This window comes from Clostridium sp. CM042 (assembly GCF_055080995.1).
Genome location: NZ_CM143646.1, coordinates 426239 through 452377, shown reverse-complemented (window position 1 = coordinate 452377; position 26139 = coordinate 426239). Strand labels below are relative to the sequence as shown.

The window sequence follows — 26139 nt, the reverse complement described above, 5'->3', positions numbered from 1 at the left end:
AAAAACATAGTGGATTTAGTTTAATTACATTGATTCTTTGCCACTACGCAGAAATGCGCAACGTGCACTAAATAGGGGAGAGGGTTATCACAAATTGCGCAGAGCTGTATCCCATACAAATTTCGGAAAATTGCGCTTCAAAACAGAACAAGAGCAACAAATATGGGGTGAATGCAGTCGCTTGTTAGCAAATTGCATCATTTATTATAATGCCAGCATATTAATCTCTATGGTCGATATCAGTTTAATAAAAAACCTGAGCTTATCAACATGGATGTAATCATTTAGGAGCTAGCTCAGTTTCAGGTATTACCTGACAAGTAATTTGCTTATTCCCCATTTCCGGGGGGATGGGCAAAAATACCCAACTTACAGGTGCAGTGCAAAGTGAAAAGCAAAACTCAGAGCTTAAATTAAATGCATCCGAGCTTCTTCTATAAATTACTACTTATATTTTTCTATCATACAAACACATTTTGACTTCATTTGAATATATATAATAGGGTAACATAATAATTTTTGGAGGAACAATATGAATCAAATGTACAATATGGAAGAACCCATGATGCCGTGGAGGATGGCACCTGCACCTATGCCTAATATGCCAAACATGCCAAACATGCCCAATATTCCTATGCCCATTATGCCTATATCTAACAGTGCTATGCCTATGACTATGCCTGAGCATATGCAAATGATGCACATGCATTTCATGATGCAAATGTGTATAACCATGCAAATGAATACTATGAAAATGATGGATAAAATGAATAAGATGGATAATATGGATAAGAAATAAATGCAGGAAAAATTAATTAGTATGTAGTAGTTAAAATTAGAAAAGCATGAGTCTTAAACTATACTTATGCTTTTCTAACTTTTTGTAAAATATAAATATTACCACATCCAAATTTTATTCTTTATTTACACAACCTTTACACCCAGCATATTCCCTATATTTGCATTTTGAACAATTAATTCCACATCTCGATTCAACCATTATTTTCTTTTGAATTTATTTCGTTAAAGAACCTAAACCCAATTTATATGACATTAAATTAAACTACTATATTACATAGTAAAAAAGAAGCCAAATTTTTAGGCTCCTTATTATTTCATATTTATTTTATTATTTTTCTTTATAATTCTTTTTTCTTGATAATTCTTTTTCCTTAATAAAAAATTCTTCTTCTGTTATAATTCCTTCGTCTAATAATTCTTTATATTTCATAATTTCATCTGTTACAAATTCCAATAACATTAAACAATCACCTCATTTAATTTTTTTTTCAGAACGAGGTGCAACACACTCTTATTTATAAGCATCTCATAACTCATTCGTTTGTCATTATATTTCTTTAGTATTATATATTTTGTTTTCCGTTAAATTATAATCTTAATAATTTATTTTGCTATTGATTTAAATAATACTGTCTGTTCTTTAATACCTTTCTCAGCTGCAAATCTTTCAATACTTGATGCACCAAAGAAACCATCAATTCCTTCTGTTCTTTCAATTACATATGTAGCATCTTCTGGTTCTGCAATCGGTCCACCGTGACAAATTACCATAATATCTGGATTAACTTCTCTACCGGCTTTAATAATAGCTTCAATCTTCTTAACACAATCATCTAATGTAAGAGCTGTTTTTGCTCCAATTGTACCTTTGGTAGTCAAACCCATATGTGCGACTAAGATATCTGCTCCTGCTGCTGCCATCGCTTTTGCTTGATCTGGATTAAATACATAAGGAGTCGTAAGCATGTCTAATTCATGTGCTGTTCTAATCATTTCTACTTCTAATCCATATCCCATACCCGTTTCCTCTAAATTTTGTCTGAATACGCCATCAATTAAGCCTACTGTTGGAAAATTTTGAACTCCACTAAACCCTTGCTCCTTTAGTTGTTTTAAATATACCTCCATAATTCTAAAAGGATCAGTACCACATACCCCTGCTAAAACTGGTGTATGTTTTACAACAGGTAATACTTCCGAACCCATCTCAACCACAATTTGATTTGCATCACCATAAGATAATAATCCTGCAAGTGATCCACGACCTGCCATTCTATATCTTCCAGAATTATATATAATTAGCATATCAGCTCCGCCAGCTTCGCTGCTTTTAGCAGTAATACCTGTACCTGCTCCTACTCCTAATAGTATCTTTCCATTTTTAACTTCATCCTTAAACTTTGTAATGATTTCTTTTCTCGTCATTTTATTCATTTATAATTCCTCCTATTTATTCATTAACTCTATTAATTTTTGTGCTGCTGCTTCTGCAAATACTACATCATTAATCTCGCAATCCATTTCAATTACTTCTACAATGTTTCTGCTCACACCATTTCTTAAGGTGTCAAATAGCATCTTATCTTCTTCTACACCATAGAACGCTTGACCTTCTACATCAATGCCTGATATGCCTCTAAGCGGTAAAAATAAAGCTGTTTTCTCTTTCGCCATATTTAATTTCTCAACAAGTTTCTTCCCAATTGCTTCATTTTCTCCTACAGTTGTTCTCATAAGTGTCACTGTCGGGTTGTGCTTGTAAAAATTACGTCCCGCAAACTTTTTTGGTATTGTATCGTATGGCCCAAAGTTGCACATATCAAGTGCCCCTACTGATACAACCTGTGGAACATGATTTTTACTTGCTGCCTCTAAACGATGTTCCCCTGCATTCAAAACTCCACCAATAACTTCATCTGCCCACTCTGTTGTTGTAAGATCTAATACCCCTTCAATAAATCCGGCCTCAATAAGTGCTTCCATTGATTGTCCGCCTATACCTGTTGCATGAAACACAAGCACTTCATATCCTCTAGCCTCAAGATATTTTCTGGCTGCCGTTACACATGGAGTTGTTACCCCAAACATAGTTGCAGCAATTAATTTTTTTTTCTCTACCACTTTTATGTTTTCAAATTTAACCATACCTGCGATTGCAAATGCTGCATTTGCAAAAATCTTAGTTGAAATTGAATTAAGCCCTGAAACATCTACTACAGATGGCATCATAACAATATCACTTGTTCCTACATATGGAGCAGTATTTCCCGATGCTACTGTCGATACCATAACTTTTGGTACCCCAATAGGAAGTGCCCTCATAGCTGGTGTGACTAGCGAAGTTCCTCCACTACCTCCAAGGGATATAATTCCATTAAATTTACCTTCTTTATATAATTTAGGTACTAATTTTTCCATACCTTTTGATAATATTTCAGTTGCTAATGATCTGTCCTTTTTAGCAACGAGAGTTTTAATGTCTATGCCTGCTGCCTCTGCTACTTCATTGTTTGATACATCGGGTTTAAATGTTGACTTAAACACACCTGTGTGAATCGTAAAAGTACTTAACCCCAAACTTTCAATCAATTCTTTTAAATATAAATACTCATCACCTTTCGTATCAAATGTTCCTGCAATTGCAATTGTTTTCAATTTTTTAGCCCCCTGTACAACTTTCGTTTTATCTATCCTTCACAATACTAGATAAATGATTTTAAGAATGTTCTCATTAAAAAACAGTATGATTTATTACAAATTAATCATACTGCCATAGCTTCTTACCGTAAATGCTTTTATGTCTTATGTTTTTGTGCTTATGTATTTTTTTTAGATTTATATTGTTTTGGAGACAATCCCTTATACTTTTTAAACATTTTGCTAAATTGTGCATAATCATGATAACCGACTAATGATGCTAACTCTGATAACTGGATATTTTCTCTTTCTAAAATTTCTACTGCTTTATTTATACGGAATTTAACTATATACTCTGGAAAACTGCAACCAACTTTCTTTTTGAATAGACTGCTTAAGTAACTCCTAGATACATGCGCTACTATAGCTAAATCCACAAACGAAATATCATTCATATAATTTTTAGAAACGTATTCTTGCACAAATCCAACATAATCATAGTGTTTTGTAACTCCGTCCAGCATCTTAATCATTAAATCATCTTCATTAAGCCGACCCGATATTTTAAAGGCTTTTGTTATATTTATAATAGCCTTTTCTGATGGAATTCTCTCAAACGCCGACCCACCTATATATCCCATTAAGTTTTTATTACTACTATACATATACTGAATATCAATTGGTGTCTTTACAGGGCCACCATAAACCAACTTAATTACTTCTGGCTTTAATTCATTACATTTATTAAATATCTTGTTCACTTTAATCTTTGCAGCTTCCAGCGAGAAAATTTTTTTTGCCCCTAATAACCCTCCTCCCGTTAATCCTAAATGTGCACAAATTATATCAGCTCCAGCATCAATCATCTGAGCTGTTTGTATCTCGTCAAATACAAATGCAACTGTAAACATATCTTTTTCATGGGCTATTCTTATTGCTTGTACTTCAATTAGATAATGCTGTCCATTGTCTTTAAGAGCTTCGCTAAATTGACCGTCAATTAGTCCGACTGTCGGGTAATTATTAATACCAGAAAAACCCATACATTTTATTTCATCTATGTAACTATCTATGTTTTTTGTAGGGTCGTTTGCATTAAGGCCAAAAATAATAGGTATGTCAGTTACCAAAGGCATTATTTCTTTAGAAGCAAAGTCCATTACCATATCATTGCTATTACAAAATGGTAAAAAACCTGCTAGTGAGCCCCTCCCCATTTGGCGAAACCTACCTGAATTTAACATCAAAAGAAAATCAGCTCCACCCTGTTTGGCATACTTTGCCGTTATTCCTGCACCTGCAGCTACCCCAATAATATGATTACCCATTTTTATTTGTGATTTTAAATTTTCTAGTATTTTTTCTCTCTTCATGCTTTCTAAGCCCCTTATTTTATTCATAATTCATTTTTTTGTTCATATTTTCTCTTCAAAAATAATCCTTGCAGTCCTGAACCTTATTCTATCTTCATTATACTACAAATTTTATCATTTTATCTTTATTTTACCTTTAATATCTTTGTTTTACCTATAATATCTTTTTTTGCTTTTATCCATATTTAACGACATTTCAAAAGGATAGTATCCCACTTCTATAAGTGGGAGTATAAATCACTTTGCTATCTTTTCTTATTATGGCATATATATTTTTTTTATTAGCATCAAACATCACTCCACATATGAGGTATATGGTAAGATAATTCAATTAAAATAGATTACACTAAACTTTTTTAATCCCTAATAAATAGTTTTTACTTATAATTAGGAAATATATTAATTATTCATTACACCTTATTCTTTCAATTATGGTTTCCACGTGGAGTTTTCTCTCTACAATATAAGTTATAATATACTGAATCAATATAAAACCTATTGATACTGCAAGTATTGATCCAATTGGTAATCTATATATAATGTGTTCATTACCATTTTTATTAGCCAAATACGATAAATACCCTAGTGATACTCCTCCAGCAATAGATATTATTAAGCTTATTATAGAATAATACATACCTTCAATTTGAAGCATAGCTCGCAACTGAGAATTTGTAAGTCCTACCGCTTGTTTTCCTAGACATTATACTTGTAATCATTGTATTAACTAAATTAATAACCCCAATTAAGCCAATAATACCAACTAAGCTCATACCAACAGTTTTCATTCCTAGCATATCCTTTTCATCTTTTTCTTTAAATTCTTTTTTAGATAAAAAAGATATTCGCTGATTTTTAGAGGAAGGTTTTTTTATAGATTTTTCCACACTTTCGTATTTAGCCTCTTTAACATTTATTGATATTCTTGCTATTCGCTTATCATTAGTAATTCTATCAAAAGTTGCTTCATAGGAGATATTTTAGAAGCTATTTTACTAGGTTTTCTTAGAGAAATTATAATTGTAATTAAGCTAATAAGTGCTGCTATTAATATAATGAAAATTGAGGTTTCAACTTTTATATATGAATCCGAAATAAAAACTAAATGTCCTATATAGAAAAGTCTTTAGTTTGAATCCACTATGAGATTGTTATATCTTCCTTACATGTTGACAAAAATAGTAATCTAAGTACATAGTGTGTATTATACAGATACACACTATGTACTTAGGAAGGCGATAATGTGATATGAAGATTTTAATTTCAAATATATCTAATATACCCCTATACCAACAAATAAAAGACCAGCTAAAAGATATTATTTTTAAAGGTGAGATGTCTGAGGGTAATCCACTTCCATCTATCAGAAATTTTGCCACTGATTTGAAAGTAAGCGTTCTTACTATTCGTCGTGTCTACAATGAATTAGAGCAAGAGGGCTTTATTACAAGTCAGGTGGGCATCGGCACTTTTATTTCTGCGGGTAATTTAGAGCTACTTCGTGATTCTAAACGGCGTATTGTTGAACAAAAAATGCAGGAGTTAATTAAAACAGCAAAGACGTTAAAAATTTCTAAAGAGGAATTAAACGCAATGATGAATATTTTATACGAGGAGGATGAATAATGAGCAATGTCTTAGAAGTATCAGGATTAAATAAATCTTATGGTGAATTTGCCCTTTCTGATGTTAGTTTTTCTTTACAGGAAGATTGTATTACAGGGTTTATCGGTATCAACGGGGCAGGTAAAACAACCACTATACGGACCATTCTTGGTCTTGTTATGAGAAATTGCGGCACTGTCAAATTCTTTGAAAAGGATATGGATAAGCATGAGAATGAGTTAAAAAATCGTATTGGAGTTGTGATGGATGGTGGTTGCTTTTATGATGAATTGACAATGAAAGAAATGAAAAGCATTATTGCACCAGCATATTCCAGTTGGAATGAACATGATTACAAAACCTATATGGAACGTTTTTCACTCAATCCACGCCAGAAGATTTCAACGCTTTCAAAAGGTATGAGTATGAAGTTTGCATTGACTTTGGCACTTTCCCATCAGGCGGACTTACTTATTATGGACGAACCTACAAGTGGACTTGATCCTTTAATCCGAAGCCAGCTTATGGCTATTCTGACAGATTACATGAAACAAGGTGGCAAAAGCGTTTTCTTTTCAACGCACATCACTTCAGATCTTGATAAAGTTGCAGATATGATAATTCTTATCAACAATGGCAAGATTTTGTTCGATGAAGAAAAGGATACATTGCTTGATACCAATCGACTAGTAAAAGGTGATAGCAAGGATTTGACTGTTGAAACCAGAAAACTATTCTTAAATATTCAAGAAACAGGATTCGGATTTACGGGCATCACCAATAAATTATCTCAAATACAAAAAAGCATGAAAGACATTTTGGTCGAAAAACCTACCATAGAAGATATTATGCTCGGTTATGTCGAAGGAGGGGGGAAATAATGATGTTACATCTTGTTAAAAAAGATATCTTACTTATAAAAAAATATTTGCCACTTATGATGGTTGTGCCATTTGCTGTACCCGTTATAATAATGATACAAGTATCCCAACTTTTGGGGCTTAGTGCTTTTGTGGTATCGGTAATTTTTACGGTGTTTATGTTGTATCAGTATGTTTTGATGGCAGAAATGAAATACCCTAAAGCGGAAGCTCTGCTATGTTCTACTCCATACTCCCGCTGTACTCTTGTAAAAGCAAGATATGCTTTTCTCCTATTGATCTTTGCTTATTGCTGTGTGGCATACAATGTATTAGCACTGCAATTTGCCAAAATTAAATATATTACTCCATCTAGCTATCTTATTACTCTGCTGATTTCAGTAATCCTATTTGGCGTATATACACCTATACAATATAAATTGGGCTTTGAAAAAACAAAGTATTTCTTTATGATAGTAGTCATGGGAACGCCATTTTTAATACCTTTATTAATAAAAGTCAATATCAAACTCGCTTTTACGGGATTGTATGCACTGCCTATGGTTGTCCAGTACCCGATACTGATTGTGGCTATAATTGCTATTCTCTTTATTTCTATAAATGTATCTATAAAAATTTACTCAAAGAAAGAATTGCTATAACTGTATAACTTATTCATTTTGAGAAAGGAGCGATAACTATGCAAGCTTTACCAACCCCAGTAGTAATATTATGTGTTCTGTTTCCTATCGTGTATTTGACTTATAAGCACTTTAAAGGAAATGACAAAAAATAAAACATAACCGGAAAAATCAACTCGAATTGAAATATCTCTAAATATATCCTATAAAGATGGGGTGGTAACCGCAAAGCGTGGATTTACGCTTTGCGAGCACTACCCCAATAATACCGTAAACTTTATATAAATGCTTGAAAATCAAGATATAAATTTTTAAAATAGAGAATATTTACCAGTTAGATCAATATCTGAAAGCTTGATGCATTTCTTGGTGCATAAATTCCTATTCTATATGGAGATACACCTAGCATACACAAAATGATAAAGTCCCAATTAATATTTATATGCCACCTGAAAAGATAGCCATTGCATTTAACAAAAGTAATTCTATATTTTTATTCTATGAACAACTAGGTTATTGCAATATTATAAATATAGATACTACTATAATGTTTGATAAGATTTCTGTTAAAAGAATCAAGCTACTTAACAATTTTGCTTATGCTTTTTTAATTGAAGAAGCCAATAAAAAAGTATTGTACTGTCCTTGCCATTCTATGTATTTACCTACTATGGATGAATTATATAATGTAGATTTAATAATTATGGGGTTAGGTTACATGAATACCATTGAGGATGATTCAACAAATTTTCAAAGAGATAATCTCAGAATTATTAATGATTTAAAGCCGAAGAAGGTCTTGTTTACTCATATTGAAGAATTTGATGGTTTAACATATCCTTTGCCAATAACATCTTAAGGAATAATGCAATTGCGATTCCGTCTATAACAATTGTGCTCATCTGATCAATGATATTTCCAAGGGTCTGCCCTGTATATTCTTTGATATCATTTACCTTTTGCAGAATCATAGGTATTCTGCTAGTAGTCCATTTTCTTTCTAATATCAACGCCTGGAGCCACCTCCATGCTCACAATATACCAAAGAACGGCATTTTCATTTAAACCAAGACTAGTATCCGCCTTTGCTGTTTTACCATCATTTGTAATATTATGATAAATACCACATACTTTCATAGTCTTTTCTGTCCCGACAACCTTTACTACTACTTCATCTCCCACTTTCTTGTTTAATCCGTCTTTTGACGCATTTGCATAGGAAAGTGCGATTTCTCCTTCACCCTTCGTTGCTCTCCCTTCCACATAATTTAAATTATCATCAAACAACACATGTGTGGTATATTACAAGATAATTTAATTAAAATAAATTACACTAAACTTTTTTTAATCTCTAATAAATAATTTTTTCTTATAACAAGGAAATATATAGTTTGAACAACCAACATAATTCCCATCACCTGTAATGCTGGTACAGTTATCTCAATTCTAAAAGCAGATTTTAATGAACTAATAGCAAATATAAAATGTACCACAGCAATTATATATGGGAGTAAAAATAATACCCCTATCTCAATATTTAATACCTTTTTTATTTCTTTATAAGTTAATCCTATTTTATTTAACTGTTTATATTTCTTTTTATCCTCTATAAGGTCCATGTAACACTTGTTATATAAGAAACTTCCTGTTGTTACGAAGAATATAAGCCCTATAAATATTGCAATAAACAAAATTACCCCATAGGCTATTTTAGTGCTTTCCAATATATAAGCTTTTAGAAAATTATTATAATATTTATCACCTTTATCATCTCCAAACTTATTATAACAATTATTACCTACACTTAATGTATCCTTATAATTATTTACATTAAGTGCCCCAAAGTGGAGCTTAGGACCCTTCATTTTTTCATATACATCATCTTTAACCACATATACATTTCCATACAATATTGGAATTACTCCTTTATAACTCCTCCTAACAATTCGAAATTCTGTATCGCCAAAAATAACATTTTCTCTTTCATTTTTATCTAAATATGATACTAACATGGTCTCATTTTCATTTAAACCAATAGTGTTTAGAGATAATGCTACTGCTAATTTATTATAAATGTCTTCTTTAATTATAGTTACTTCATCTTTACTACCCTCAGGCATAACAAACTTCATTTCGCCATTAACCTTAGTATAATCTATCTTTTCATTTTTTAATGAATCTTCTATAAAATCGACTTTATAATCAACTTTGGTTTTATTATTATAAGTATCAACACAGAAAAATGCTTGTGGGAAATTTTTATTTACCTCGTTCTCTTTATCTCTCCAATAAGCATATACTGACCCTATTGATGAAATGGCAACTGTTGAAGTTATTGTAATTAAGAAAAACATTCTTGTGTTATCTTTTATTCTATATAGTAAATTTGATACCCATAGTACTGTAGTTTTATTCATATAGAAGTTTCTATTTTTCTTAAGCAACTTAAGTATAAATACACTTAATTGAGAAAATAATAAGTATGTTGCAACAATAACCATTATTGTGACAGGTATTATTCTATAGGCTAGTGTCTTTTCACTTGATGTAATTGATAGATAATATCCTTCTGACAATAATACTATACATATAATTGAAAGAATAACGGATGATTTTGGTTCTGTTTTGGGTTTTTTAGTTCCTTTAAGTAATCTTAAAACCATATCTTCTTTTATAATAAATGAACAAAATATTGGAACTACTATTCCTATCATTACAAATGCAATTAATGTAATAATCATAGCTTTAATTGGAATATAAAATCCTAGTGCATTAACTCCTAATATTCTTCCACTAACCGCTAAAAGTATTTTTGAAAATACCATCCCTACTATTACCCCTACCACTGCTGATACCGAACTAATTATTATGTTTTCAATACTTATCATCCTCTGTATTTGTTTTTTTGATGAGCCTATGATATAAAGTATTCCAAATTCTTTATATCTACTTTTTAAAAAGACACTTACTGAGTAAAATACAAAGAAGCATAAAAACAAGTATGCAATTACAGTTGTAACATAAAGTGTATTTCTTAGGTGATTAGGTAATTTAAGCACCACAAAGTCAGGATGGACTATAATCATAGTAAAAGAGAATAATAATGTCGCTGATATGCTGCTGCTTAAAAAGTAAGCGAAATAACCCTTTATATTTCTATACACATTTTTAGTAGCAAATTCTCTAAAGTTCATTAGTTATCACCTCCCATTAGTGCAAGCACGTCAATAATTTCCTGATAAAACTGTTTCCTGCTAACTCCCTTATAAATTTCATTATATATAGTTCCATCTTTTATAAATAGAATTCTATTACAATAACTTGCTGAAAATGCATCGTGAGTTACCATCATAGTAGTTACTTTTTCCTCTTTATTTATTTTTTTAAATAATTCCATTACTGTCTTAGCTGCTTTTGAATCCAAATTACCAGTTGGCTCATCAGCGAGTATCAGCGTAGGATTATGTATTAATGCCCTTGCAATAGATGTCCTTTGAGCTTCTCCACCTGATATTTCAAAAGTTCTCTTGTTAATTAGTTTTTCTATTACAAGTATCTTTGATATTCTATTAAGTTCCTCATCCTGATTTTTCACTGGTACACCATCTAATGTAAGTGGAAGCACTATATTTTCACCAATAGTTAAAGTATCTAGCAAATTGAAATCTTGAAATACAAATCCTAATTCTCTTCTTCTAAATAAGGCCAGATCATCCCCCTTAAGTTTTAGTGGATTTTTATCTTTTATTCTTATTTCTCCTGATGTTGGCTTATCTACTGTTGAAATCATATTTAATAATGTTGTTTTACCACTTCCTGATGGCCCCATTATCCCTACAAATTCACCTTCGTCAATTGTGAAACTTATATTATCCAAAGCACTGAATGTTATTTTATTACCATATACCTTGCTTAAATTCTTTATATCTAAAATCTTCATATACTTATTCCTCCTATTATATTAAATCATCACCTGCGGTGCTGCTCATCTTCTACGAAGATGCATTAACGACTTCAGAAGGAGATTTATACTCCCACTGAAGTTTTGTTTTGTTATAGTATGTAACATACAATTATAGACGTAGGTGACTTTCCTTCTAAATTGTCGTTAACGTGATAATTTTAGTTAATACTAGTACCCCAAGTAAAATCCCTACTACTATTCTATATACTGCGAAGACTTTCATTGGTTTCTTTTTTAAAAAATCAATAAATTTCCTCATAACTATTATTGACACTACGAAAGATACAACAAATCCTACTATTAATGAAATCCATAATGTTAGGCTCATTATAGAATAATCAAATTCAAATAAATCCTTTCCTGATGCCCCTATCATAGCTGGAATCGCTATGAAAAATGAAAATTCTGCAGCTATCGGTGTTGATAATCCTGCAATCCATCCACCCATAATTGTAGATGCACTTCTTGACATTCCTGGCCACACACAAAAGAGTTGTAATATGCCAATTTTTAATGATTGTACAGGGGTTATGCCATCTATACTAGCTACTTTATGCTTCCTATCTCCAAATTTCTTTTCAATTATCAGTAGCAATAATCCACCAACTATAAATCCTACTATAACAGCTTCTGGTTTAAACAATAATTTTATTTTATCGTATAATAATACTCCTGCAATGCCCATTGGAATAGATGCTGTAATAACATTTATTCCAAATCTGAATCCTTTCTTTCCCTCTTTTCCTTTAGTAAATATAAACTTAAAAAATTCTATTATACTTTCTTTAATCTTCTTCCAATACAAAACAACAACTGCCATTATTGCTCCAAGTTGAATTACAACTTCAAACATCTCTACGAATTTCCCTTCAAACCCAATTGCCCATCCAATTAATATCATATGACCTGTAGAGGATACTGGGATAAATTCAGTTAGGCCCTCTACTATCGCTATTATGATTGCTTTTAATAAAAATATTATATCTATGTCTTATCACTCCTTACAAACTAATTATTACTTTTATATAGTTTATAATAAAAATGTATAAGGTACTATCTGCAAAGCTTACAGGAATGTGACATGGTTGTAAGCTTTGCAATTATTAGTTGTTGCAGCTCTGCTGGAGATGATTTAACAACCTAAAAAAAAGTATATAAAATAATACTATTTTATATACTTCCATTCACATATTATAGAAATCCTATTTTCTTCGAGTTTTGATATTATAACTCCATTCATCTTTTCCATTAAACTTTTTACAATAGACAGCCCAAGTCCTACACCATTTCCCGTTCTCACCTTGTCTGCCATATAGAATCTATCAAACATACGTACTACATCTTTTTCATCAATGCCTGTACATATATTTAAAATTTCAAAAATAACTTTAGCATCACATTCTTCTAATTTTATTTCAATAACTTTCTCAGCATATTTTAATGTATTAGATAGCAAATTATCTATTATTCTCTCTAGACTATCCTTATCCCCCATTATGAAAATTGGCTTATCCGAAATGCTTATTTTTGGTTCTATCCCTTTGCTCTCAAAAGATTCATAAAGTGATAAAATTTCGTCACGTACTATATTAGTTAAATTTACTTTTGTCATCTCTAATTCATAATCTTCAGTCTCTATTGAAGCTAACTCAAAAAAATCATTTATAAGAACATTTAATTTATTAGTTTTGTTTTCAATTATCTCTAATGCCTCTTCTTTACCTATCGTATTCTGCTTAAGAAGTTTTAAATATCCTATTATTGATGTTAATGGGGTCCTTAAATCATGAGACATATTAGCTATACCTTGTTTTAATGTATTTTCAAACATTACTTTTTCTTGTTCATCCCTTCTGTAAAGTTCTAAATATTCATTAATTTCAAAAGCTAAGTCTTCCATATATTTATCATTTATTTCAGTATTAACTTTTTTATTGGTTTCTCGTACTCTAAAATTTCTAATTTGCTTAGTTATATCTCTTATTTCTCTTTTATATAAATGTAACTTAATAATTGCTACTGTTGAAATTAATATTAGAAAAATAATTATTAAAATAATGGCTAAATACATCTCATTTCTCCTACTCATATAATAAAGTTTTTACTTATCTTTTACTTAATATCTTCTCGCCCTACATATAACATACTCACTCCAATTGTTATTATAAAAGTTAAAAGCGATGAAATTATTCCAAGTATAATATCTTCTTTAGGTGCAAATCTCGATATTGCCCCTCGCCCAGCAACATAAGGAAGAATATATGCACCTATATTTGAAAAAGACAATTGAAGACTCAAAAAGAATATAACTGGTGAAACGAATGTACAAAGAGCACTCTTTGTTATCATAGCAATCATAGCAATTATGCATATTGTGGCTGCATTATACATTATTCCAACGATGATTACCCTTGTTAAATATAAAATAGTACTTAAATTTAAGACTTCACAAAATCCATAAATTATTGAAGCATGTATAACTAAAATTGTTGTATAAATTATTTCTAAAAATAAACAAGCAATTATAAATACTATTAATTTACTTAATATAACCTTACTTCTCGTATATCCATAACTGAAACTTTTACTTATATTATTATTCTTAAAATCCTTAGCAATAAATTCTCCGCCTAACAATGCAAATATAAAACTAGTATATATAATATATTCGAATCCGTATTGTATTGAAGATGCTCCATTCATAAGAAAATTAAGATGTACTTTCTGCAGTCGTTGTATATCCTTATCCCATACAGTAATCAAAAAAAATGAAAGCACTATCGCCATAAATATCATTCCAATAAAATATCTGCTTTTTCTTAATTTATAAAATTCTCCTCTAATTAAATTACTCATTATCTTCTCCTCCAACTAACTTAGTAAAATAATCCTCCAGAGATTCACCCATTTGCATTATTTCTTTAACTCCTATGTTATGTTTAGATAGAGCCATAGTAATCTTTTCCCCATCAAATTCATCATATATTCTTATGACATTATTCGGAAAAACTTCAAAATCTTTTATTCCAATCTCATTTTCTAAAATAACCGAGACATCTGAAGAATCATTTACTTTCAAATGAAGATAAGTTCTACATTTGTTTGAAAGTTCATTAGACGTCATTTCTTCAATTAATTTCCCATCATTTATAAAACCATATCTATTGGAAATATGAGTAAGTTCAGATAACATATGACTTGATATTAGAATAGTTGTTCCTCTTTCTTTGTTTAATTTAATTAAAAGCTCTCTTATTTCTTTTATTCCAATTGGATCTAATCCATTCATAGGTTCATCTAAAACCAAAAATTCTGGCTCACTTAATAATGCCATAGCAATTCCCAGTCTTTGTTTCATTCCTAGCGAGAAATTTTTAGCTTTCTTTTTCTCTACATCCTTAAGTCCTACTAAATTTAAAGTCTCATTAATACATTTGTTTCCTGGAATTCCTCTTTGAATTCTAACAAGTTCAAGATTTTCCTTAGCAGTCATGTTAAGATAAAGAGCTGGTGATTCTATTAATGTACCAATTCTACTTCTTTCCTTTATAATCTCTTTCTCATCACTATGTCCAAATAGTTCAACTTGTCCAGCATTAGGTATAACAAGTCCTGTAAGCACTCTAATCATAGTTGTTTTTCCAGCACCATTTTTTCCTATAACTCCATATATATCACCTTTTTTTATCTTTATGGACAAATCATCTAAAACTTTATGCTTACCATATGTTTTTGTAATATTACTAGCTCTAATTACATACTCACTCATTTTTATTACCTCCTTATGAATCATTATTTTATCATAACTAATGTTTCATAAGAAAACTTTGCTAAAGTCTTTCAAAAGTCTTAATTTTTCTTAATTTATACCCCATAGCCCAAATTGTTTCTATGTAATCTTCACTATTATTTGCACTAGATAGCTTATTCCTTAATCTACTAACATGTACATTTACAGTATTATCATCACCCAAAAATTCTTCTCCCCATATACTTTCGAAAATATTAGATTTACTGTATACCTTATTGGGATTTGTTAATAATAGTTCTAGTAATGCAAATTCTTTTGCAGTTAACGTAAGAATAGTTTGTCCCACTTTTACTTCCTTACTTTCTATATTTAAACTAATATCTTTATAACACAAAATATTATCTCTATTTTTCTTTCCCTCATCGGTGAAAAATTCTAAATATCTTCTCAAATTAGAATTTACTCTTGCAACCACTTCATCTGGATCAAATGGCTTACAAATAAAATCATCAGCTCCACTTTCTAATAATTCTATCTTAGTCTTTTTAAATGTTTTTGCACTTACTACAATTATTGGAGCTTTTGTGATTTCTCTAATTTTTAATATAGCTTCTTCTCCACTAATCCCTGGGATCATCAAATCTAATAAAATCATATCCCAACGTTCATTTTCTACACACATTAAAGCTTCTGTCCCTGAAAAAGCTGCGCGAGCTCTATAACCCTTATTTTCAAGAATACTACAAAGTAATTTATTAACATCATTTTCATCTTCAACTACTAAAATCTTAGCTCTTTTATCCATATTCCACCCCATTATAATCTATATATAAAGCTATTTTTCATTTTGTAAATCTTATTGTAACCACTGTTCTTTCATGCACAGTAGATTCTATCTCTATTTTATGGCCTAAATTTACACATACCTCTTTGGCTATATATAATCCCATACCCGTTGACTCTCCATATCTACGCCCATTCTCTCCAGTAAAAAATAGGTCAAATACCCTTTTAATATCTTTCCTTGGGATTCCTATCCCCTCATCAATAACACTTAATTTAATTTCTTTTCCATCTTTCCATGCCTTTATAATCAATTCTTTTCCCGTGCCTTTTGAATACTTTACACCATTAATAATAAGTTGATCTAATACAAACTTTATCCACTTTACATCACTATATACTTCAATATCTTCATCTATTTCAACTCTAGGGATTATTCTATTTTTTATAAAAATCTTCTTTTCTTCATTCACTGTATCAAGAACTAACTGCCTCAAAGAAATTCGCTCTACTACGAAATCGTTTTGGAAAGAATCTATCCTTGCAAAATGCATTGCCATATTTAAACCTTTATTTAATTTATTAACCTCTTCTTCTATATCTTGAGCCTTTTCTTCTCCCGCGTATTCTTGAAGGAGAAGTTGTATTACAGAAAGAGGTGTCTTCATTTGATGTACCCACTGATTTATAAAAATTAAATGCTCATTATGATTCTTGTTACACTTTTGTATTTCAGCTTGATATAAATTATGTTGTTTCTTTAATATTTCAGAAATATTTTGACTCAAATCCGAACTATCAAGTTCCAAGAAAGCATCATTCAGACAAGCTAATCCATTTTTTAACAATTTGTATAACTGTCTATTTTGATAATATCTAAAAGCTAAAAAGCATACCAGAATAAATGTATTAAATACCAATATATAAATGATTTCACCGAATTCTATAAAACCCATAGTATTACAATACATAACGGTAAGAGCTACACTTAATAAACATATAAAAATATAACCTCTATTATCCTTTAAAAATAATTTCACATCATTCCACTACCAGGTTTTATTTAATCTATAACCTGCTCCTCTTATAGTCTCTATACCCATATCTATTCCTAGACCCTGCAACCTTTTTCTTATTCTACTAATATTTACACTTAATGTGTTTTCCTCTACAAACTCAATATCATCCCATATTTTTTCTAAAAGGAAATCTCTACTAACTACCTTGGGATACTTTTCCATAAGACATTCTAGTAGTACGCCTTCCCTTTTAGTGATAATTAATTTTTCACCATTAAATTCTACTTCTGACCTTTCTGGGTAGAACTTAAGACTATAGGCCTCAACTATTCTTTCCTCTACCTTAGGTGCATAATCTCCAAAGGCTCTTCTTATATGACTTTTGATCTTTGCAATAACAACATCAAAATAAAATGGTTTGGTTATATAATCATCTGCTCCACTCTCTAAGGCCATAACCTGGTCCATTCCGCTATCCCTTGCAGATATAAATATTATAGGAATCTTTGATTGTTGTCTTATCTTTCTGCACCAACAAAATCCATCAAATTTAGGTAAATTAACATCTAATAATACTAAGTCTGGATTACACTCATTAAAGCCTGTCATTATTTCTTCAAAGTTTTTTACTACTGTTACCTCAAACCCATACTTAGCTATGTATTCTTGTAATAAAGTACTTATTGATAAATCATCTTCTACAATATATATTTTGTATTTCATATTTATTTCTCCCTAGTTTAATATTTTAAAAACATTTGTTAATGAAATCCGTGCATACTTTTAGTTTACCACTAATAATATTATGGTGTCACATAAAATTTTCCTAACCCTTTATAAATAGATATAATGTCTAAAACCTGATAATTACTGCAAACTAGAATGACTCCTAACAGCCATTCCAGAGTAGCCTTAAGAAAATTAAAGGCTTATACCCTTATAACAAACAACACGTTTTTATGGGGAATCATGACGAAAAAAAGGTTAGAATTAAGCTTGTAATGTATATCTTTTATGTATATACTAAAAGTATACGGTTTAGGTGTACTTTTAAAAAGATATTCACTAGTATGGTTTACAGATTTCACAGAATGACATTCATGAAACCGCATTAATTAAAAGGAGGTATATTTATGTTTTTTAAGACTAGGCAGCAACATGAAAATTTGAGGACAAAGATCAGGGAATTTGCAGAAGAGGAAGTTAAACCTATTGCATTTATGTTGGATCAGGAAAATAAATTCCCTACGGAAGCAATTAATAAGTTAGGTGAAATGGGGATGATGGGGATCCCATATCCAAAAGAATACGGCGGAGCAGGTCTGGACGTAATGAGCTATGCAATTGCCGTCGAGGAATTATCAAGAGTGGATGGTGGTACAGGCGTAATTCTTTCCGCTCATACATCTTTGGGTACATACCCAATTGCTGCCTACGGAACAGATGAGCAGAAACAAAAATACTTGGTTCCATTGGCAAAGGGAGAGAAAATTGGCGCATTCGGTCTCACCGAAGAAAATGCTGGTAGTGATGCTGGTGGTACGGAAACCACTGCAGTACTCGATGGAGATAATTACATTTTGAATGGTGAAAAAATCTTCATCACAAATGCTGGTAAGGCTGATATTTACGTTGTTTTTGCAATTACTACACCGGATATAGGTATTCATGGTATAAGTGCATTTATTGTGGAAAAAGACACAGAAGGATTTACCTTCGGTAAGCATTACGACAAGATGGGTATTAGATCATCTGCAACTGCAGAGCTAATATTCAATGATGTGAAAGTCCCTAAGGAAAATCTACTAGGTAATGAAAGTGACGGATTCAAGATTGCTATGGCAACTTTGGATGGTGGTCGTATTGGTATTGCAGCTCAGGCTCTAGGAATAGCTCAAGGCGCTTATGAAAATGCTTTAGAGTACTCAAAAGAAAGGGTTCAATTTGGTAAACCTATCTGTCAGCAACAGATTATCTCTTTTAAGTTGGCTGATATGGCGACAAAACTTAGAGCAGCTAGATTACTTATTTACAGTGCAGCAGAGCTTAAAGAAAATCATGAGAATTATAGTATGGAAGCTGCTATGGCGAAACAATACGCTTCAGACGTTTGCCTTGAGATTGTGAACGACGCTCTTCAAATATTTGGTGGAAACGGCTATTTGAAAGGTATGGAAGTTGAGCGTGCTTACAGAGATGCTAAAATTTGTACAATATATGAAGGAACTAATGAGATTCAACGTGTCGTTATCGCTGCTCATATCATAGGCAAGATGCCAAAAAATGAGCGTGCAGGTAAAGCTGCTAAGCGTGGACCCGCTACAGGTTACCGCAAGAAAGTGATTTTCAATGAAGGAACTGCGAGTGAAAGGGTACATGCTCTTGTGGAAGCTCTTAAGGCAGATAAATATGATTTTACAGTTGGAATTCCAATGGACACTCCTATAACTAAGGCTGAAAGAGTAGTCAGCGTAGGACTAGGTATAGGGGCAAAAGAAAATATGAAGCTTATAGAAGACTTGGCAGTTCAAGCTGGTGCAGCTATAGGATCTTCGCGTCCAGTAGCTGAAACGCTTAAATATTTGCCACTCAATCGTTATGTTGGTATGTCTGGTCAAAAATTTAAAGGAAATCTTTATATTGCTTGTGGTATTTCAGGTGCAGGTCAGCATTTGAAGGGCATAAAGGATGCTGCTACAATAGTTGCTATAAATATTGATTCCAAAGCGAAAATTTTTAAAAACTCAGACTACGGTATCGTTGGCGATTTAATGGAGATATTACCATTACTAACTGCCGCTTTAGATAATGGAGAAGCAAAGAAAGAGGCTCCACCAATGGTGAAGATGAAGTCGACCGCTCCTAAGAAAGTTACTCCAACTTGGAAACATTATGTATGTAACGGATGCGGTTATGAATACGATCCTGGTATGGGTGATCCCGAAGGCGAAATAGCTGAAGGCACTCTCTTTGAAAACATACCTGAAGAATGGACTTGCCCTTCTTGTTATGAAGAAAAAAATATGTTTATAGAAGTCTAATTTTTAAATAATTAAATATAACAATGTGTTTTTAGTATAAAGGAGGATTATATATATGTATTGTGTTAGAAATATAACTGAGGATCTTTATTGGGTTGGTGGAAGCGATCGTCGCCTTTCCCTTTTCGAAAACATTCATCCAATTCCACGAGGAGTTTCTTATAACTCATATTTGCTAATGGACGAGAAGACAGTACTCTTTGATACAGTAGACTGGTCAATTTGCCGTCAGTTCATTCTGAATATTCAATCGATCCTAAAAGGCAAGTCTTTAGATTATATGGTAATTAACCATATGGAACCTGATCATGCAGCATGCATTGAAGAGATTATTCTTCGTTATCCGGATGTGAAAATTGTATGCACCCAAAAAGCTTCCTTGTTCATGCATCAGTTCGGTTTCTGCACTGATGGCAAAGTAATAGAAGTTAGTGAAGGCGATACAATGTCCTTTGGTAAACATAACGTTACATTTGTGGCTGCTCCAATGGTACATTGGCCAGAAGCTATGGTGACATTTGATACTACAAATGGAGTACTATTTTCCGCTGACGCCTTCGGCTCTTTCGGCTCCTTAGATGGTCAGCTGTTTAATGACGAAATGAACTTTGACCGCGATTGGATTGACGATGCCAGAAGATATTATACAAACATTGTAGGAAAGTATGGTCCTCATGTTCAGAATCTTTTGAAGAAGGCGGGCACTCTCGACATCAAGATCATCTGCCCGCTACATGGACCGGTATGGCGTAATGATTTGGGGTACTTCTTAGATAAGTACGACAAGTGGAGCAGGTATGAGCCTGAGGAAAATGGCGTAATGATCGTTTATGGAACAATGTACGGCAATACGGAGGCTGCTGCAAGCGATTTGGCAACAAGGCTTGTGGAAAAGGGAATGACGAATGTGGTTATGTATGATGTTTCAAAAACTCATGTCTCCTATTTGATTTCTGAGACATTCAAATATAGTCATGTGGTTCTTGCTTCTGTAACCTACAATTTGAAGATTTATCCACCGATGCTTAATTATATAATGGATATGAAATCATTAAATCTTCAAAAAAGAACTTTCACTCTTATAGAAAATGGCTCATGGGCTCCTCAATCCGGCAAATTGATGCGTCAACTTTTGGATGAGATGAAAGAAATGACTATTTTAGACAATGAGATGTCATTGAACTCCAGCATGAAAGAAGATGATGCGGATTCAATGGATGCCGTTGCTGATAGCATTATCGAGTCAATGAAGTAATTTTAGAAAAATATAAATTTGGGACCTGCTCATGGGTAAAATTCATGAGCAGGTCCCTTTTGATGTACATATTAATATTAAATTTATATTACACCTTTCCGGTATAGTTTCATTGGTACGCTTAGTCATGCATACCTAAACTTCTCCCTCTACTAGTTGCTTAAAATTTATACTTTCTAATTCCGCGTTTAAATTCTTTTGTACTTTTGCCATAGCTCTATGCACAATGCATACACCACTTTTATTCAAATTACAAAAGCTTGGTTCAATTACACATCTATTGACACATATTGGACCGTCTATTGCTTCTATAACACCTTTTAACGTTATTTGTTCTGGCAATTTATTTATAGCATATCCACCCTTGACTCCCCTATAAGATCTTAGAATATCTGCTTGAATAAGTTTTCTCAAAAGTTTTAAAAGAAATCTTAGCGGTATACCCTCTTTTTCTGAAATTACTTTTGCCTCTATCTTTTCACCATAGCCTAATTTGCATAAGTAAATTACTACTCTAAGAGCGTAATCTGCTTCTTGTGTTATTTTCATATTGTATTTCTCCCTAAAGTATATTCATTTGGTATAGTTTTATCTTAAAACGTTTACCCTATTTTGTCAATAGTTTTTCTCCTAAATTACAAGAAATGTAGATTGCAATATAAAATGTCCGAAATTTTCAAGAAAAATATAATGTTAAGTTATAATGGTTTTCTGTTCCATCATATTAGCAGATAGACCGTTAAAAATCCTTCTTGGATAATTGTTGATCCAGTGCTGTATTTGCATAATTTGTTTTTTAGAGAATGCTGAAATATCCACACCTTTTGGGATAAATCGTCGTATCATTTTATTGATATTCTCGTTTGTGCCTCGTTCCCATGAACTATATGGATGGGCATAATATACTTTAGTTCTCTTTCGTTTATTCCTTACTGAGGTCTCAATACCCTCGAAATCAAGGTTCTCACAGCCGTTATCACAGGTGATTGTTTTAAATGTTTTTGAGAATGCCATTCCCATTTTACGCTCCAATTTGTCCAATTCCTTCACAACAGCGACCTGTGATTTAGAAGGTATTTTAAAGATTAACTCCTTGCGAGTTACTCTTTCGCTTAACACCATTAATACAGTCTTTGTACCCTGCTTTCCTACTACGGTGTCCATTTCCCAGTGCCCTATCTCATCACGTGCAGCTACCGCTGTAGGTCTTTCTGATATGCTTGTCCCTTTGGTATTGTTATACGCCGGCCTTATTTTTTTATAGTTTCTCTTTTTGGCATTCTTTTTAACAGGCAGATCTTTGTTACTTATGTTTAAGAATAAATTATTATCCAAATAGTTATACACAGTTTTGAAGCAAATAGTTGTTTCGAATTGTAGATCTTTATTTATTATATTTTGAATAGCTGCATACGGAGATTCGCCATATTTACCAATGGCTTTTTCTAAGTACTTCACCAATTTGTGATCTTTCCCTATTTTCAATGCAGGCCCTTTTGCTGTGCCTTGTCTGTCATGTTCTGACTGCCCAATTTCTGCGCTATATTCCATTCGAGTGGTTAAATCACTATTCAATAATTCTACTATTCCTTTAGCAATTTCACGCCTTATTGTACGCTCTGAACGTCCACCTATTTGCTCCGCAATACAGCTTGAATTTAGCCCCATTTTGTATAATGTCTCTATCTTTATACGATCCTCATATGTTAGGTGTTTACCTTTTTTGTTTTCTGTGATAAAATTTAATTGACTCATTTGAAATCCTCCTGTACTTGTGTTGGTTTAGTCACTTAACATTGTACAAGATTTTTTCTCTTGAGTCTTTATTTTTTGTTCTATGGTCATTTCATTTTACAACTTAGCCTTGTATAATCAATAATGACTCCTTCCATCATATGCTGATGACATAATGTTTGCTATTAATAAGGTCAAAGTTAAAAACATGAAAGCATTTTAAGTTTCAGAGTAACATTGTTATAAATATTACACCGTTTATATGACAACTTATGATATTATATAAATAAAAGTGTTATCTGCACACAGCAGGCTAGGAGATATCGTCAATAACCCCCACTTATAGAAGTGGAGCTTGGAGATAAAACTCTAAGCCTTGATTGACTAGACTAAGTGTTAAATTACTACGCTATCTAAATCATAATACCTACGAATATTTAACCTAGTTTGTAGCTCTATTGCTTAATATTAAACAATTCTGAGGGTAGGAATAGTGTATTAAGTGTAAAAAGTTTAGATAACATTGTCTAAGGTTAACAACTCTGAAAGGAGGTAAACTTAAATGTTAGTTTACGTTATTAACAAAGATGGAAAGGCTTTAATGCCTTGCAAACCACAAAAATCAAGAAAATTATTGAAAACAAATAAAGCAAAAGTAATCAAAAGAGAACCTTTTACAATTCAACTTTTATACGGTTCTAGTAATTATAAACAAGAAATAACTTTAGGAGTAGATGCAGGAAGTAAATATATTGGGTTATCAGCTACTACAAAAGAAAAAGAATTATATTCAGCAGAACTACAGTTAAGAACTGATATAGTAAAATTATTAGCAGATAGAAGACAATACAGGAGGACTAGGAGAAATAGAAAAACTAGATATAGGAAAGCTAGATTTCTAAATAGAGTTAGTTCTAAACATAAAGGTTGGTTAGCTCCTTCAATAGAAAATAGAATAGATACTCATATTAGAATAGTCAATAAATTGCATAATATTTTGCCTATAACCAAAATAATAGTTGAAACAGCTAGTTTTGATATCCAAAAAATTAAAAATCCTAATATACAAGGGGAAGAATATCAACAAGGTGAAATGATGGATTTTTGGAATATAAGAGAATATGTATTATTTAGAGATAACCATAAATGTCATGGTAAAAAAGGTTGTACTAACAAAATACTTAATGTTCATCATATAGAAAGTAGAAAAACTGGTGGAGATAGTCCTAGTAATCTTATAACATTATGTAAAGAATGTCACAACAATTATCACTTAGGGAAATTAAAAGTTAAATTTGCAAAATGTCAAAGTTTTAGAGATGCTACTTTTATGGGGATAATGAGGTGGACTTTTTATAATAGACTTAAAGGAATATATTCCAATTTGAAAAATTCTTATGGATATATAACTAAGAATGTTAGAATAATAAACAATTTGCATAAAACTCATAGAATAGATGCAAAATGTATAACTGGAAATCCATTGGCTAAATCTTTAGACTATTGGTATTACATCAAACAAGTAAGAAAACATAATAGACAAATACACAAAGCTAAAATTCTAAAAGGTGGAATAAGAAAAAACAATCAATCACCTTATGAGGTAAAAGGTTTCAGACTATTTGATAAGGTGTTATTTAAAGATATTGAATGCTTTGTATTTGGAAGACGTTCAACTGGATATTTTGATATAAGGTTATTAGATGGTACTTCAATCCACAAGAGTGCGAAATTTTCAGAACTTAAATTGTTACAAAGTTCAAAAAGTTTATTAATAGAAAATAGAAAGGAGGTAAAGCAAGGTTGAGAGTTGCTTATCAGCAAGTAGCAATTCCTCCCCCGCTTTAGAAGTGGGAGTATCCTTGCTACAAAAATATGAAAAATAAGGGCAATGTTTATGTAGTTTTAGGTGTATTATGTGAAGTCTATTTTATAGGAACTATAATATTTGGCGGGAGAGTAACTTTTGCAGAATTTTATCTAGGCCTCGGAGTATTATTAATATCCCTAGGATTAATTAAACGGAAAAGCAAAAGTGAATATATTTTAATAAAACCAGGAAAGATTAGAACAGCGATAAAAATATGCTTTTTTATAGGACTAGCTTCTTTTGTATTTATTGAAGGTTGCATAATTCAATCAGCTATATCAAAGCATAGAGAAAAAACGGATTATCTAGTTATTTTAGGGGCTGGTATTAGAGGAGAAGTTCCTTCAACGGCACTTTATCAAAGGCTTTATGCCAGTTTAGAATATATTAAATTAAATCCTAATGTTAAGGTAGTGGTTTCAGGTGGAATAGGTCCTGGTGAAAGTATTACGGAAGCAGCGGCTATGAAAAGATTTTTAATAAAGCATGGAGTGGCAAAAGAGCAGATAATACAGGAGGAAAAGTCAACCGATACTTTAGAAAACTTTAAATTTACGGCAGCGCTTTTAAAAGGATTAGATAAAAAAGAAAATATAGAAGTAACTATTGTTACAAATAATTTCCATATGTTTAGAGCTAAGTTCTTAGCAGAAAGGCAGGGATTAAAAGTATATGGGTATCCTGCACCACTTCATCCAATTCTGGTGCCTACTTGTTTTGTTCGGGAGTATTTAGCCGTAATAAATTCATTTATTTTTGATAGATAATTATGGACTAAGAATTCTCAAATTCATAATTTTTATGA

28 protein-coding genes are annotated in these 26139 nt (G+C 31.7%); 10 read left to right on the top strand and 18 right to left on the bottom strand.

Going from position 1 to position 26139, the window contains the following annotated elements:
- Nucleotides 1–28 precede the first annotated feature (28 nt).
- Nucleotides 29–280 (top strand): Tn3 family transposase, encoded by a 252-nt coding sequence (locus tag ACWJJ7_RS02335; protein WP_462964922.1) that lies wholly within the window; start codon nt 29–31, stop codon nt 278–280.
- A gap of 252 nt (nt 281–532) precedes the next feature.
- The gene (locus tag ACWJJ7_RS02330) at nt 533–799 is read left to right on the top strand and encodes a hypothetical protein (RefSeq protein ID WP_462963760.1); all 267 of its coding nucleotides are present in this window, start codon (nt 533–535) and stop codon (nt 797–799) included.
- A gap of 330 nt (nt 800–1129) precedes the next feature.
- On the opposite strand, the gene ACWJJ7_RS02325 is transcribed toward ACWJJ7_RS02330, so the two are convergent.
- From ACWJJ7_RS02325 to ACWJJ7_RS02300, 6 genes are all read right to left on the bottom strand, one after another.
- Nucleotides 1130–1261, bottom strand: a complete 132-nt coding sequence (locus ACWJJ7_RS02325) for an SHOCT domain-containing protein (protein ID WP_462963759.1) — start codon at nt 1259–1261, stop codon at nt 1130–1132.
- A gap of 143 nt (nt 1262–1404) precedes the next feature.
- Nucleotides 1405–2235, bottom strand: a complete 831-nt coding sequence (locus ACWJJ7_RS02320; RefSeq protein WP_462963758.1) for a phosphoenolpyruvate hydrolase family protein — start codon at nt 2233–2235, stop codon at nt 1405–1407.
- 12 nt (nt 2236–2247) lie between these two features.
- A complete protein-coding gene (locus tag ACWJJ7_RS02315) occupies nt 2248–3456 on the bottom strand; it encodes a Tm-1-like ATP-binding domain-containing protein (RefSeq protein ID WP_462963757.1) in 1209 nt (402 codons plus the stop codon).
- 161 nt (nt 3457–3617) lie between these two features.
- Nucleotides 3618–4811, bottom strand: a complete 1194-nt coding sequence (locus tag ACWJJ7_RS02310) for a phosphoenolpyruvate hydrolase family protein (protein ID WP_462963756.1) — start codon at nt 4809–4811, stop codon at nt 3618–3620.
- Between the two features lie 403 nt (nt 4812–5214).
- Nucleotides 5215–5466, bottom strand: coding sequence for a hypothetical protein (locus ACWJJ7_RS02305; protein WP_462963755.1), 252 nt, complete (start codon nt 5464–5466; stop codon nt 5215–5217).
- A complete protein-coding gene (locus tag ACWJJ7_RS02300; protein WP_462963754.1) occupies nt 5453–5698 on the bottom strand; it encodes a hypothetical protein in 246 nt (81 codons plus the stop codon). Before ACWJJ7_RS02300 ends, ACWJJ7_RS02305 begins: the two co-directional genes overlap by 14 nt.
- A 361-nt stretch (nt 5699–6059) precedes the next feature.
- On the opposite strand from ACWJJ7_RS02300, the gene ACWJJ7_RS02295 reads away from it, so the two are divergent.
- The 4 genes from ACWJJ7_RS02295 to ACWJJ7_RS02280 all read left to right on the top strand — a co-directional run bounded on the left by ACWJJ7_RS02295 (nt 6060) and on the right by ACWJJ7_RS02280 (nt 8776).
- On the top strand, nt 6060–6437 hold the full coding sequence (locus tag ACWJJ7_RS02295; RefSeq protein WP_462963753.1) for a GntR family transcriptional regulator: 378 nt from the start codon (nt 6060–6062) through the stop codon (nt 6435–6437).
- Nucleotides 6437–7297: an ABC transporter ATP-binding protein gene (locus ACWJJ7_RS02290; RefSeq protein WP_462963752.1), complete on the top strand. Its 861-nt coding sequence runs from the start codon at nt 6437–6439 to the stop codon at nt 7295–7297. The genes ACWJJ7_RS02295 and ACWJJ7_RS02290 overlap by 1 nt, the downstream gene beginning before the upstream one ends.
- Entirely contained in the window at nt 7297–7938 is a 642-nt protein-coding gene (locus tag ACWJJ7_RS02285) for an ABC-2 transporter permease (protein WP_462963751.1), read from the top strand. Before ACWJJ7_RS02290 ends, ACWJJ7_RS02285 begins: the two co-directional genes overlap by 1 nt.
- A 421-nt stretch (nt 7939–8359) precedes the next feature.
- The gene (locus ACWJJ7_RS02280; RefSeq protein ID WP_462963750.1) at nt 8360–8776 is read left to right on the top strand and encodes an MBL fold metallo-hydrolase; all 417 of its coding nucleotides are present in this window, start codon (nt 8360–8362) and stop codon (nt 8774–8776) included.
- A 122-nt stretch (nt 8777–8898) separates the two neighbouring features.
- On the opposite strand, the gene ACWJJ7_RS02275 is transcribed toward ACWJJ7_RS02280, so the two are convergent.
- The 10 genes from ACWJJ7_RS02275 to ACWJJ7_RS02230 all read right to left on the bottom strand — a co-directional run bounded on the left by ACWJJ7_RS02275 (nt 8899) and on the right by ACWJJ7_RS02230 (nt 18157).
- Complete coding sequence (locus ACWJJ7_RS02275) at nt 8899–9180, bottom strand: hypothetical protein (protein WP_462963749.1); 282 nt, start codon at nt 9178–9180, stop codon at nt 8899–8901.
- 65 nt (nt 9181–9245) lie between these two features.
- Nucleotides 9246–11111: an FtsX-like permease family protein gene (locus tag ACWJJ7_RS02270; RefSeq protein ID WP_462963748.1), complete on the bottom strand. Its 1866-nt coding sequence runs from the start codon at nt 11109–11111 to the stop codon at nt 9246–9248.
- Nucleotides 11111–11857 (bottom strand): ABC transporter ATP-binding protein, encoded by a 747-nt coding sequence (locus ACWJJ7_RS02265; protein ID WP_462963747.1) that lies wholly within the window; start codon nt 11855–11857, stop codon nt 11111–11113. Before ACWJJ7_RS02265 ends, ACWJJ7_RS02270 begins: the two co-directional genes overlap by 1 nt.
- Nucleotides 11858–12014: 157 nt before the next feature.
- Nucleotides 12015–12869 carry an undecaprenyl-diphosphate phosphatase gene (locus ACWJJ7_RS02260; protein WP_462964921.1) on the bottom strand — a complete coding sequence of 285 codons (855 nt, stop codon included), beginning with the start codon at nt 12867–12869 and terminating at the stop codon, nt 12015–12017.
- A gap of 177 nt (nt 12870–13046) precedes the next feature.
- Complete coding sequence (locus ACWJJ7_RS02255) at nt 13047–13970, bottom strand: sensor histidine kinase (RefSeq protein WP_462963746.1); 924 nt, start codon at nt 13968–13970, stop codon at nt 13047–13049.
- Between the two features lie 23 nt (nt 13971–13993).
- On the bottom strand, nt 13994–14737 hold the full coding sequence (locus ACWJJ7_RS02250; RefSeq protein ID WP_462963745.1) for an ABC transporter permease: 744 nt from the start codon (nt 14735–14737) through the stop codon (nt 13994–13996).
- Nucleotides 14730–15650 carry an ATP-binding cassette domain-containing protein gene (locus tag ACWJJ7_RS02245; RefSeq protein WP_462963744.1) on the bottom strand — a complete coding sequence of 307 codons (921 nt, stop codon included), beginning with the start codon at nt 15648–15650 and terminating at the stop codon, nt 14730–14732. Before ACWJJ7_RS02245 ends, ACWJJ7_RS02250 begins: the two co-directional genes overlap by 8 nt.
- A 61-nt stretch (nt 15651–15711) precedes the next feature.
- A complete protein-coding gene (locus tag ACWJJ7_RS02240; protein WP_462963743.1) occupies nt 15712–16437 on the bottom strand; it encodes a response regulator transcription factor in 726 nt (241 codons plus the stop codon).
- A gap of 37 nt (nt 16438–16474) precedes the next feature.
- Nucleotides 16475–17455, bottom strand: coding sequence for a sensor histidine kinase (locus ACWJJ7_RS02235; RefSeq protein ID WP_462963742.1), 981 nt, complete (start codon nt 17453–17455; stop codon nt 16475–16477).
- Between the two features lie 9 nt (nt 17456–17464).
- The gene (locus tag ACWJJ7_RS02230; RefSeq protein WP_462963741.1) at nt 17465–18157 is read right to left on the bottom strand and encodes a response regulator transcription factor; all 693 of its coding nucleotides are present in this window, start codon (nt 18155–18157) and stop codon (nt 17465–17467) included.
- 410 nt (nt 18158–18567) lie between these two features.
- Here ACWJJ7_RS02230 and ACWJJ7_RS02225 point away from each other — a divergent pair, with 410 nt between their 5' ends.
- On the top strand, nt 18568–20475 hold the full coding sequence (locus tag ACWJJ7_RS02225; protein WP_462963740.1) for an acyl-CoA dehydrogenase family protein: 1908 nt from the start codon (nt 18568–18570) through the stop codon (nt 20473–20475).
- A 55-nt stretch (nt 20476–20530) separates the two neighbouring features.
- A complete protein-coding gene (locus ACWJJ7_RS02220) occupies nt 20531–21730 on the top strand; it encodes an FprA family A-type flavoprotein (RefSeq protein WP_462963739.1) in 1200 nt (399 codons plus the stop codon).
- Between the two features lie 135 nt (nt 21731–21865).
- On the opposite strand, the gene ACWJJ7_RS02215 is transcribed toward ACWJJ7_RS02220, so the two are convergent.
- Both ACWJJ7_RS02215 and ACWJJ7_RS02210 read right to left on the bottom strand, forming a co-directional pair.
- On the bottom strand, nt 21866–22279 hold the full coding sequence (locus ACWJJ7_RS02215; protein WP_462963738.1) for an RrF2 family transcriptional regulator: 414 nt from the start codon (nt 22277–22279) through the stop codon (nt 21866–21868).
- A 144-nt stretch (nt 22280–22423) separates the two neighbouring features.
- Nucleotides 22424–23485 (bottom strand): IS30 family transposase, encoded by a 1062-nt coding sequence (locus ACWJJ7_RS02210; protein ID WP_462963737.1) that lies wholly within the window; start codon nt 23483–23485, stop codon nt 22424–22426.
- A 541-nt stretch (nt 23486–24026) separates the two neighbouring features.
- Here ACWJJ7_RS02210 and iscB point away from each other — a divergent pair.
- The gene (gene iscB, locus ACWJJ7_RS02205; protein ID WP_462963736.1) at nt 24027–25271 is read left to right on the top strand and encodes an RNA-guided endonuclease IscB; all 1245 of its coding nucleotides are present in this window, start codon (nt 24027–24029) and stop codon (nt 25269–25271) included.
- Nucleotides 25272–25339: 68 nt separating this feature from the next.
- A complete protein-coding gene (locus ACWJJ7_RS02200) occupies nt 25340–26101 on the top strand; it encodes a YdcF family protein (protein ID WP_462963735.1) in 762 nt (253 codons plus the stop codon).
- Nucleotides 26102–26139: the final 38 nt, after the last annotated feature.

Bases quoted from the DNA above. Each gene is read 5' to 3' on its own strand.
- ACWJJ7_RS02305 (WP_462963755.1), bottom strand. From the start codon at position 5,466: ATGCTTCAAATTGAAGGTATGTATTATTCTATAATAAGCTTAATAATA.
- ACWJJ7_RS02230 (WP_462963741.1), bottom strand. From the start codon at position 18,157: ATGAAATACAAAATATATATTGTAGAAGATGATTTATCAATAAGTACT.
- ACWJJ7_RS02210 (WP_462963737.1), bottom strand. From the start codon at position 23,485: ATGAGTCAATTAAATTTTATCACAGAAAACAAAAAAGGTAAACACCTA.
- ACWJJ7_RS02310 (WP_462963756.1), bottom strand. From the start codon at position 4,811: ATGAAGAGAGAAAAAATACTAGAAAATTTAAAATCACAAATAAAAATG.
- ACWJJ7_RS02215 (WP_462963738.1), bottom strand. From the start codon at position 22,279: ATGAAAATAACACAAGAAGCAGATTACGCTCTTAGAGTAGTAATTTAC.
- ACWJJ7_RS02285 (WP_462963751.1), top strand. From the start codon at position 7,297: ATGATGTTACATCTTGTTAAAAAAGATATCTTACTTATAAAAAAATAT.
- ACWJJ7_RS02280 (WP_462963750.1), top strand. From the start codon at position 8,360: ATGCCACCTGAAAAGATAGCCATTGCATTTAACAAAAGTAATTCTATA.
- ACWJJ7_RS02325 (WP_462963759.1), bottom strand. From the start codon at position 1,261: ATGTTATTGGAATTTGTAACAGATGAAATTATGAAATATAAAGAATTA.
- ACWJJ7_RS02270 (WP_462963748.1), bottom strand. From the start codon at position 11,111: ATGAACTTTAGAGAATTTGCTACTAAAAATGTGTATAGAAATATAAAG.
- ACWJJ7_RS02225 (WP_462963740.1), top strand. From the start codon at position 18,568: ATGTTTTTTAAGACTAGGCAGCAACATGAAAATTTGAGGACAAAGATC.
- ACWJJ7_RS02200 (WP_462963735.1), top strand. From the start codon at position 25,340: ATGAAAAATAAGGGCAATGTTTATGTAGTTTTAGGTGTATTATGTGAA.
- iscB (WP_462963736.1), top strand. From the start codon at position 24,027: ATGTTAGTTTACGTTATTAACAAAGATGGAAAGGCTTTAATGCCTTGC.
- ACWJJ7_RS02265 (WP_462963747.1), bottom strand. From the start codon at position 11,857: ATGAAGATTTTAGATATAAAGAATTTAAGCAAGGTATATGGTAATAAA.
- ACWJJ7_RS02250 (WP_462963745.1), bottom strand. From the start codon at position 14,737: ATGAGTAATTTAATTAGAGGAGAATTTTATAAATTAAGAAAAAGCAGA.
- ACWJJ7_RS02220 (WP_462963739.1), top strand. From the start codon at position 20,531: ATGTATTGTGTTAGAAATATAACTGAGGATCTTTATTGGGTTGGTGGA.
- ACWJJ7_RS02240 (WP_462963743.1), bottom strand. From the start codon at position 16,437: ATGGATAAAAGAGCTAAGATTTTAGTAGTTGAAGATGAAAATGATGTT.
- ACWJJ7_RS02245 (WP_462963744.1), bottom strand. From the start codon at position 15,650: ATGAGTGAGTATGTAATTAGAGCTAGTAATATTACAAAAACATATGGT.
- ACWJJ7_RS02255 (WP_462963746.1), bottom strand. From the start codon at position 13,970: ATGAGTAGGAGAAATGAGATGTATTTAGCCATTATTTTAATAATTATT.
- ACWJJ7_RS02330 (WP_462963760.1), top strand. From the start codon at position 533: ATGAATCAAATGTACAATATGGAAGAACCCATGATGCCGTGGAGGATG.
- ACWJJ7_RS02290 (WP_462963752.1), top strand. From the start codon at position 6,437: ATGAGCAATGTCTTAGAAGTATCAGGATTAAATAAATCTTATGGTGAA.
- ACWJJ7_RS02320 (WP_462963758.1), bottom strand. From the start codon at position 2,235: ATGAATAAAATGACGAGAAAAGAAATCATTACAAAGTTTAAGGATGAA.
- ACWJJ7_RS02295 (WP_462963753.1), top strand. From the start codon at position 6,060: ATGAAGATTTTAATTTCAAATATATCTAATATACCCCTATACCAACAA.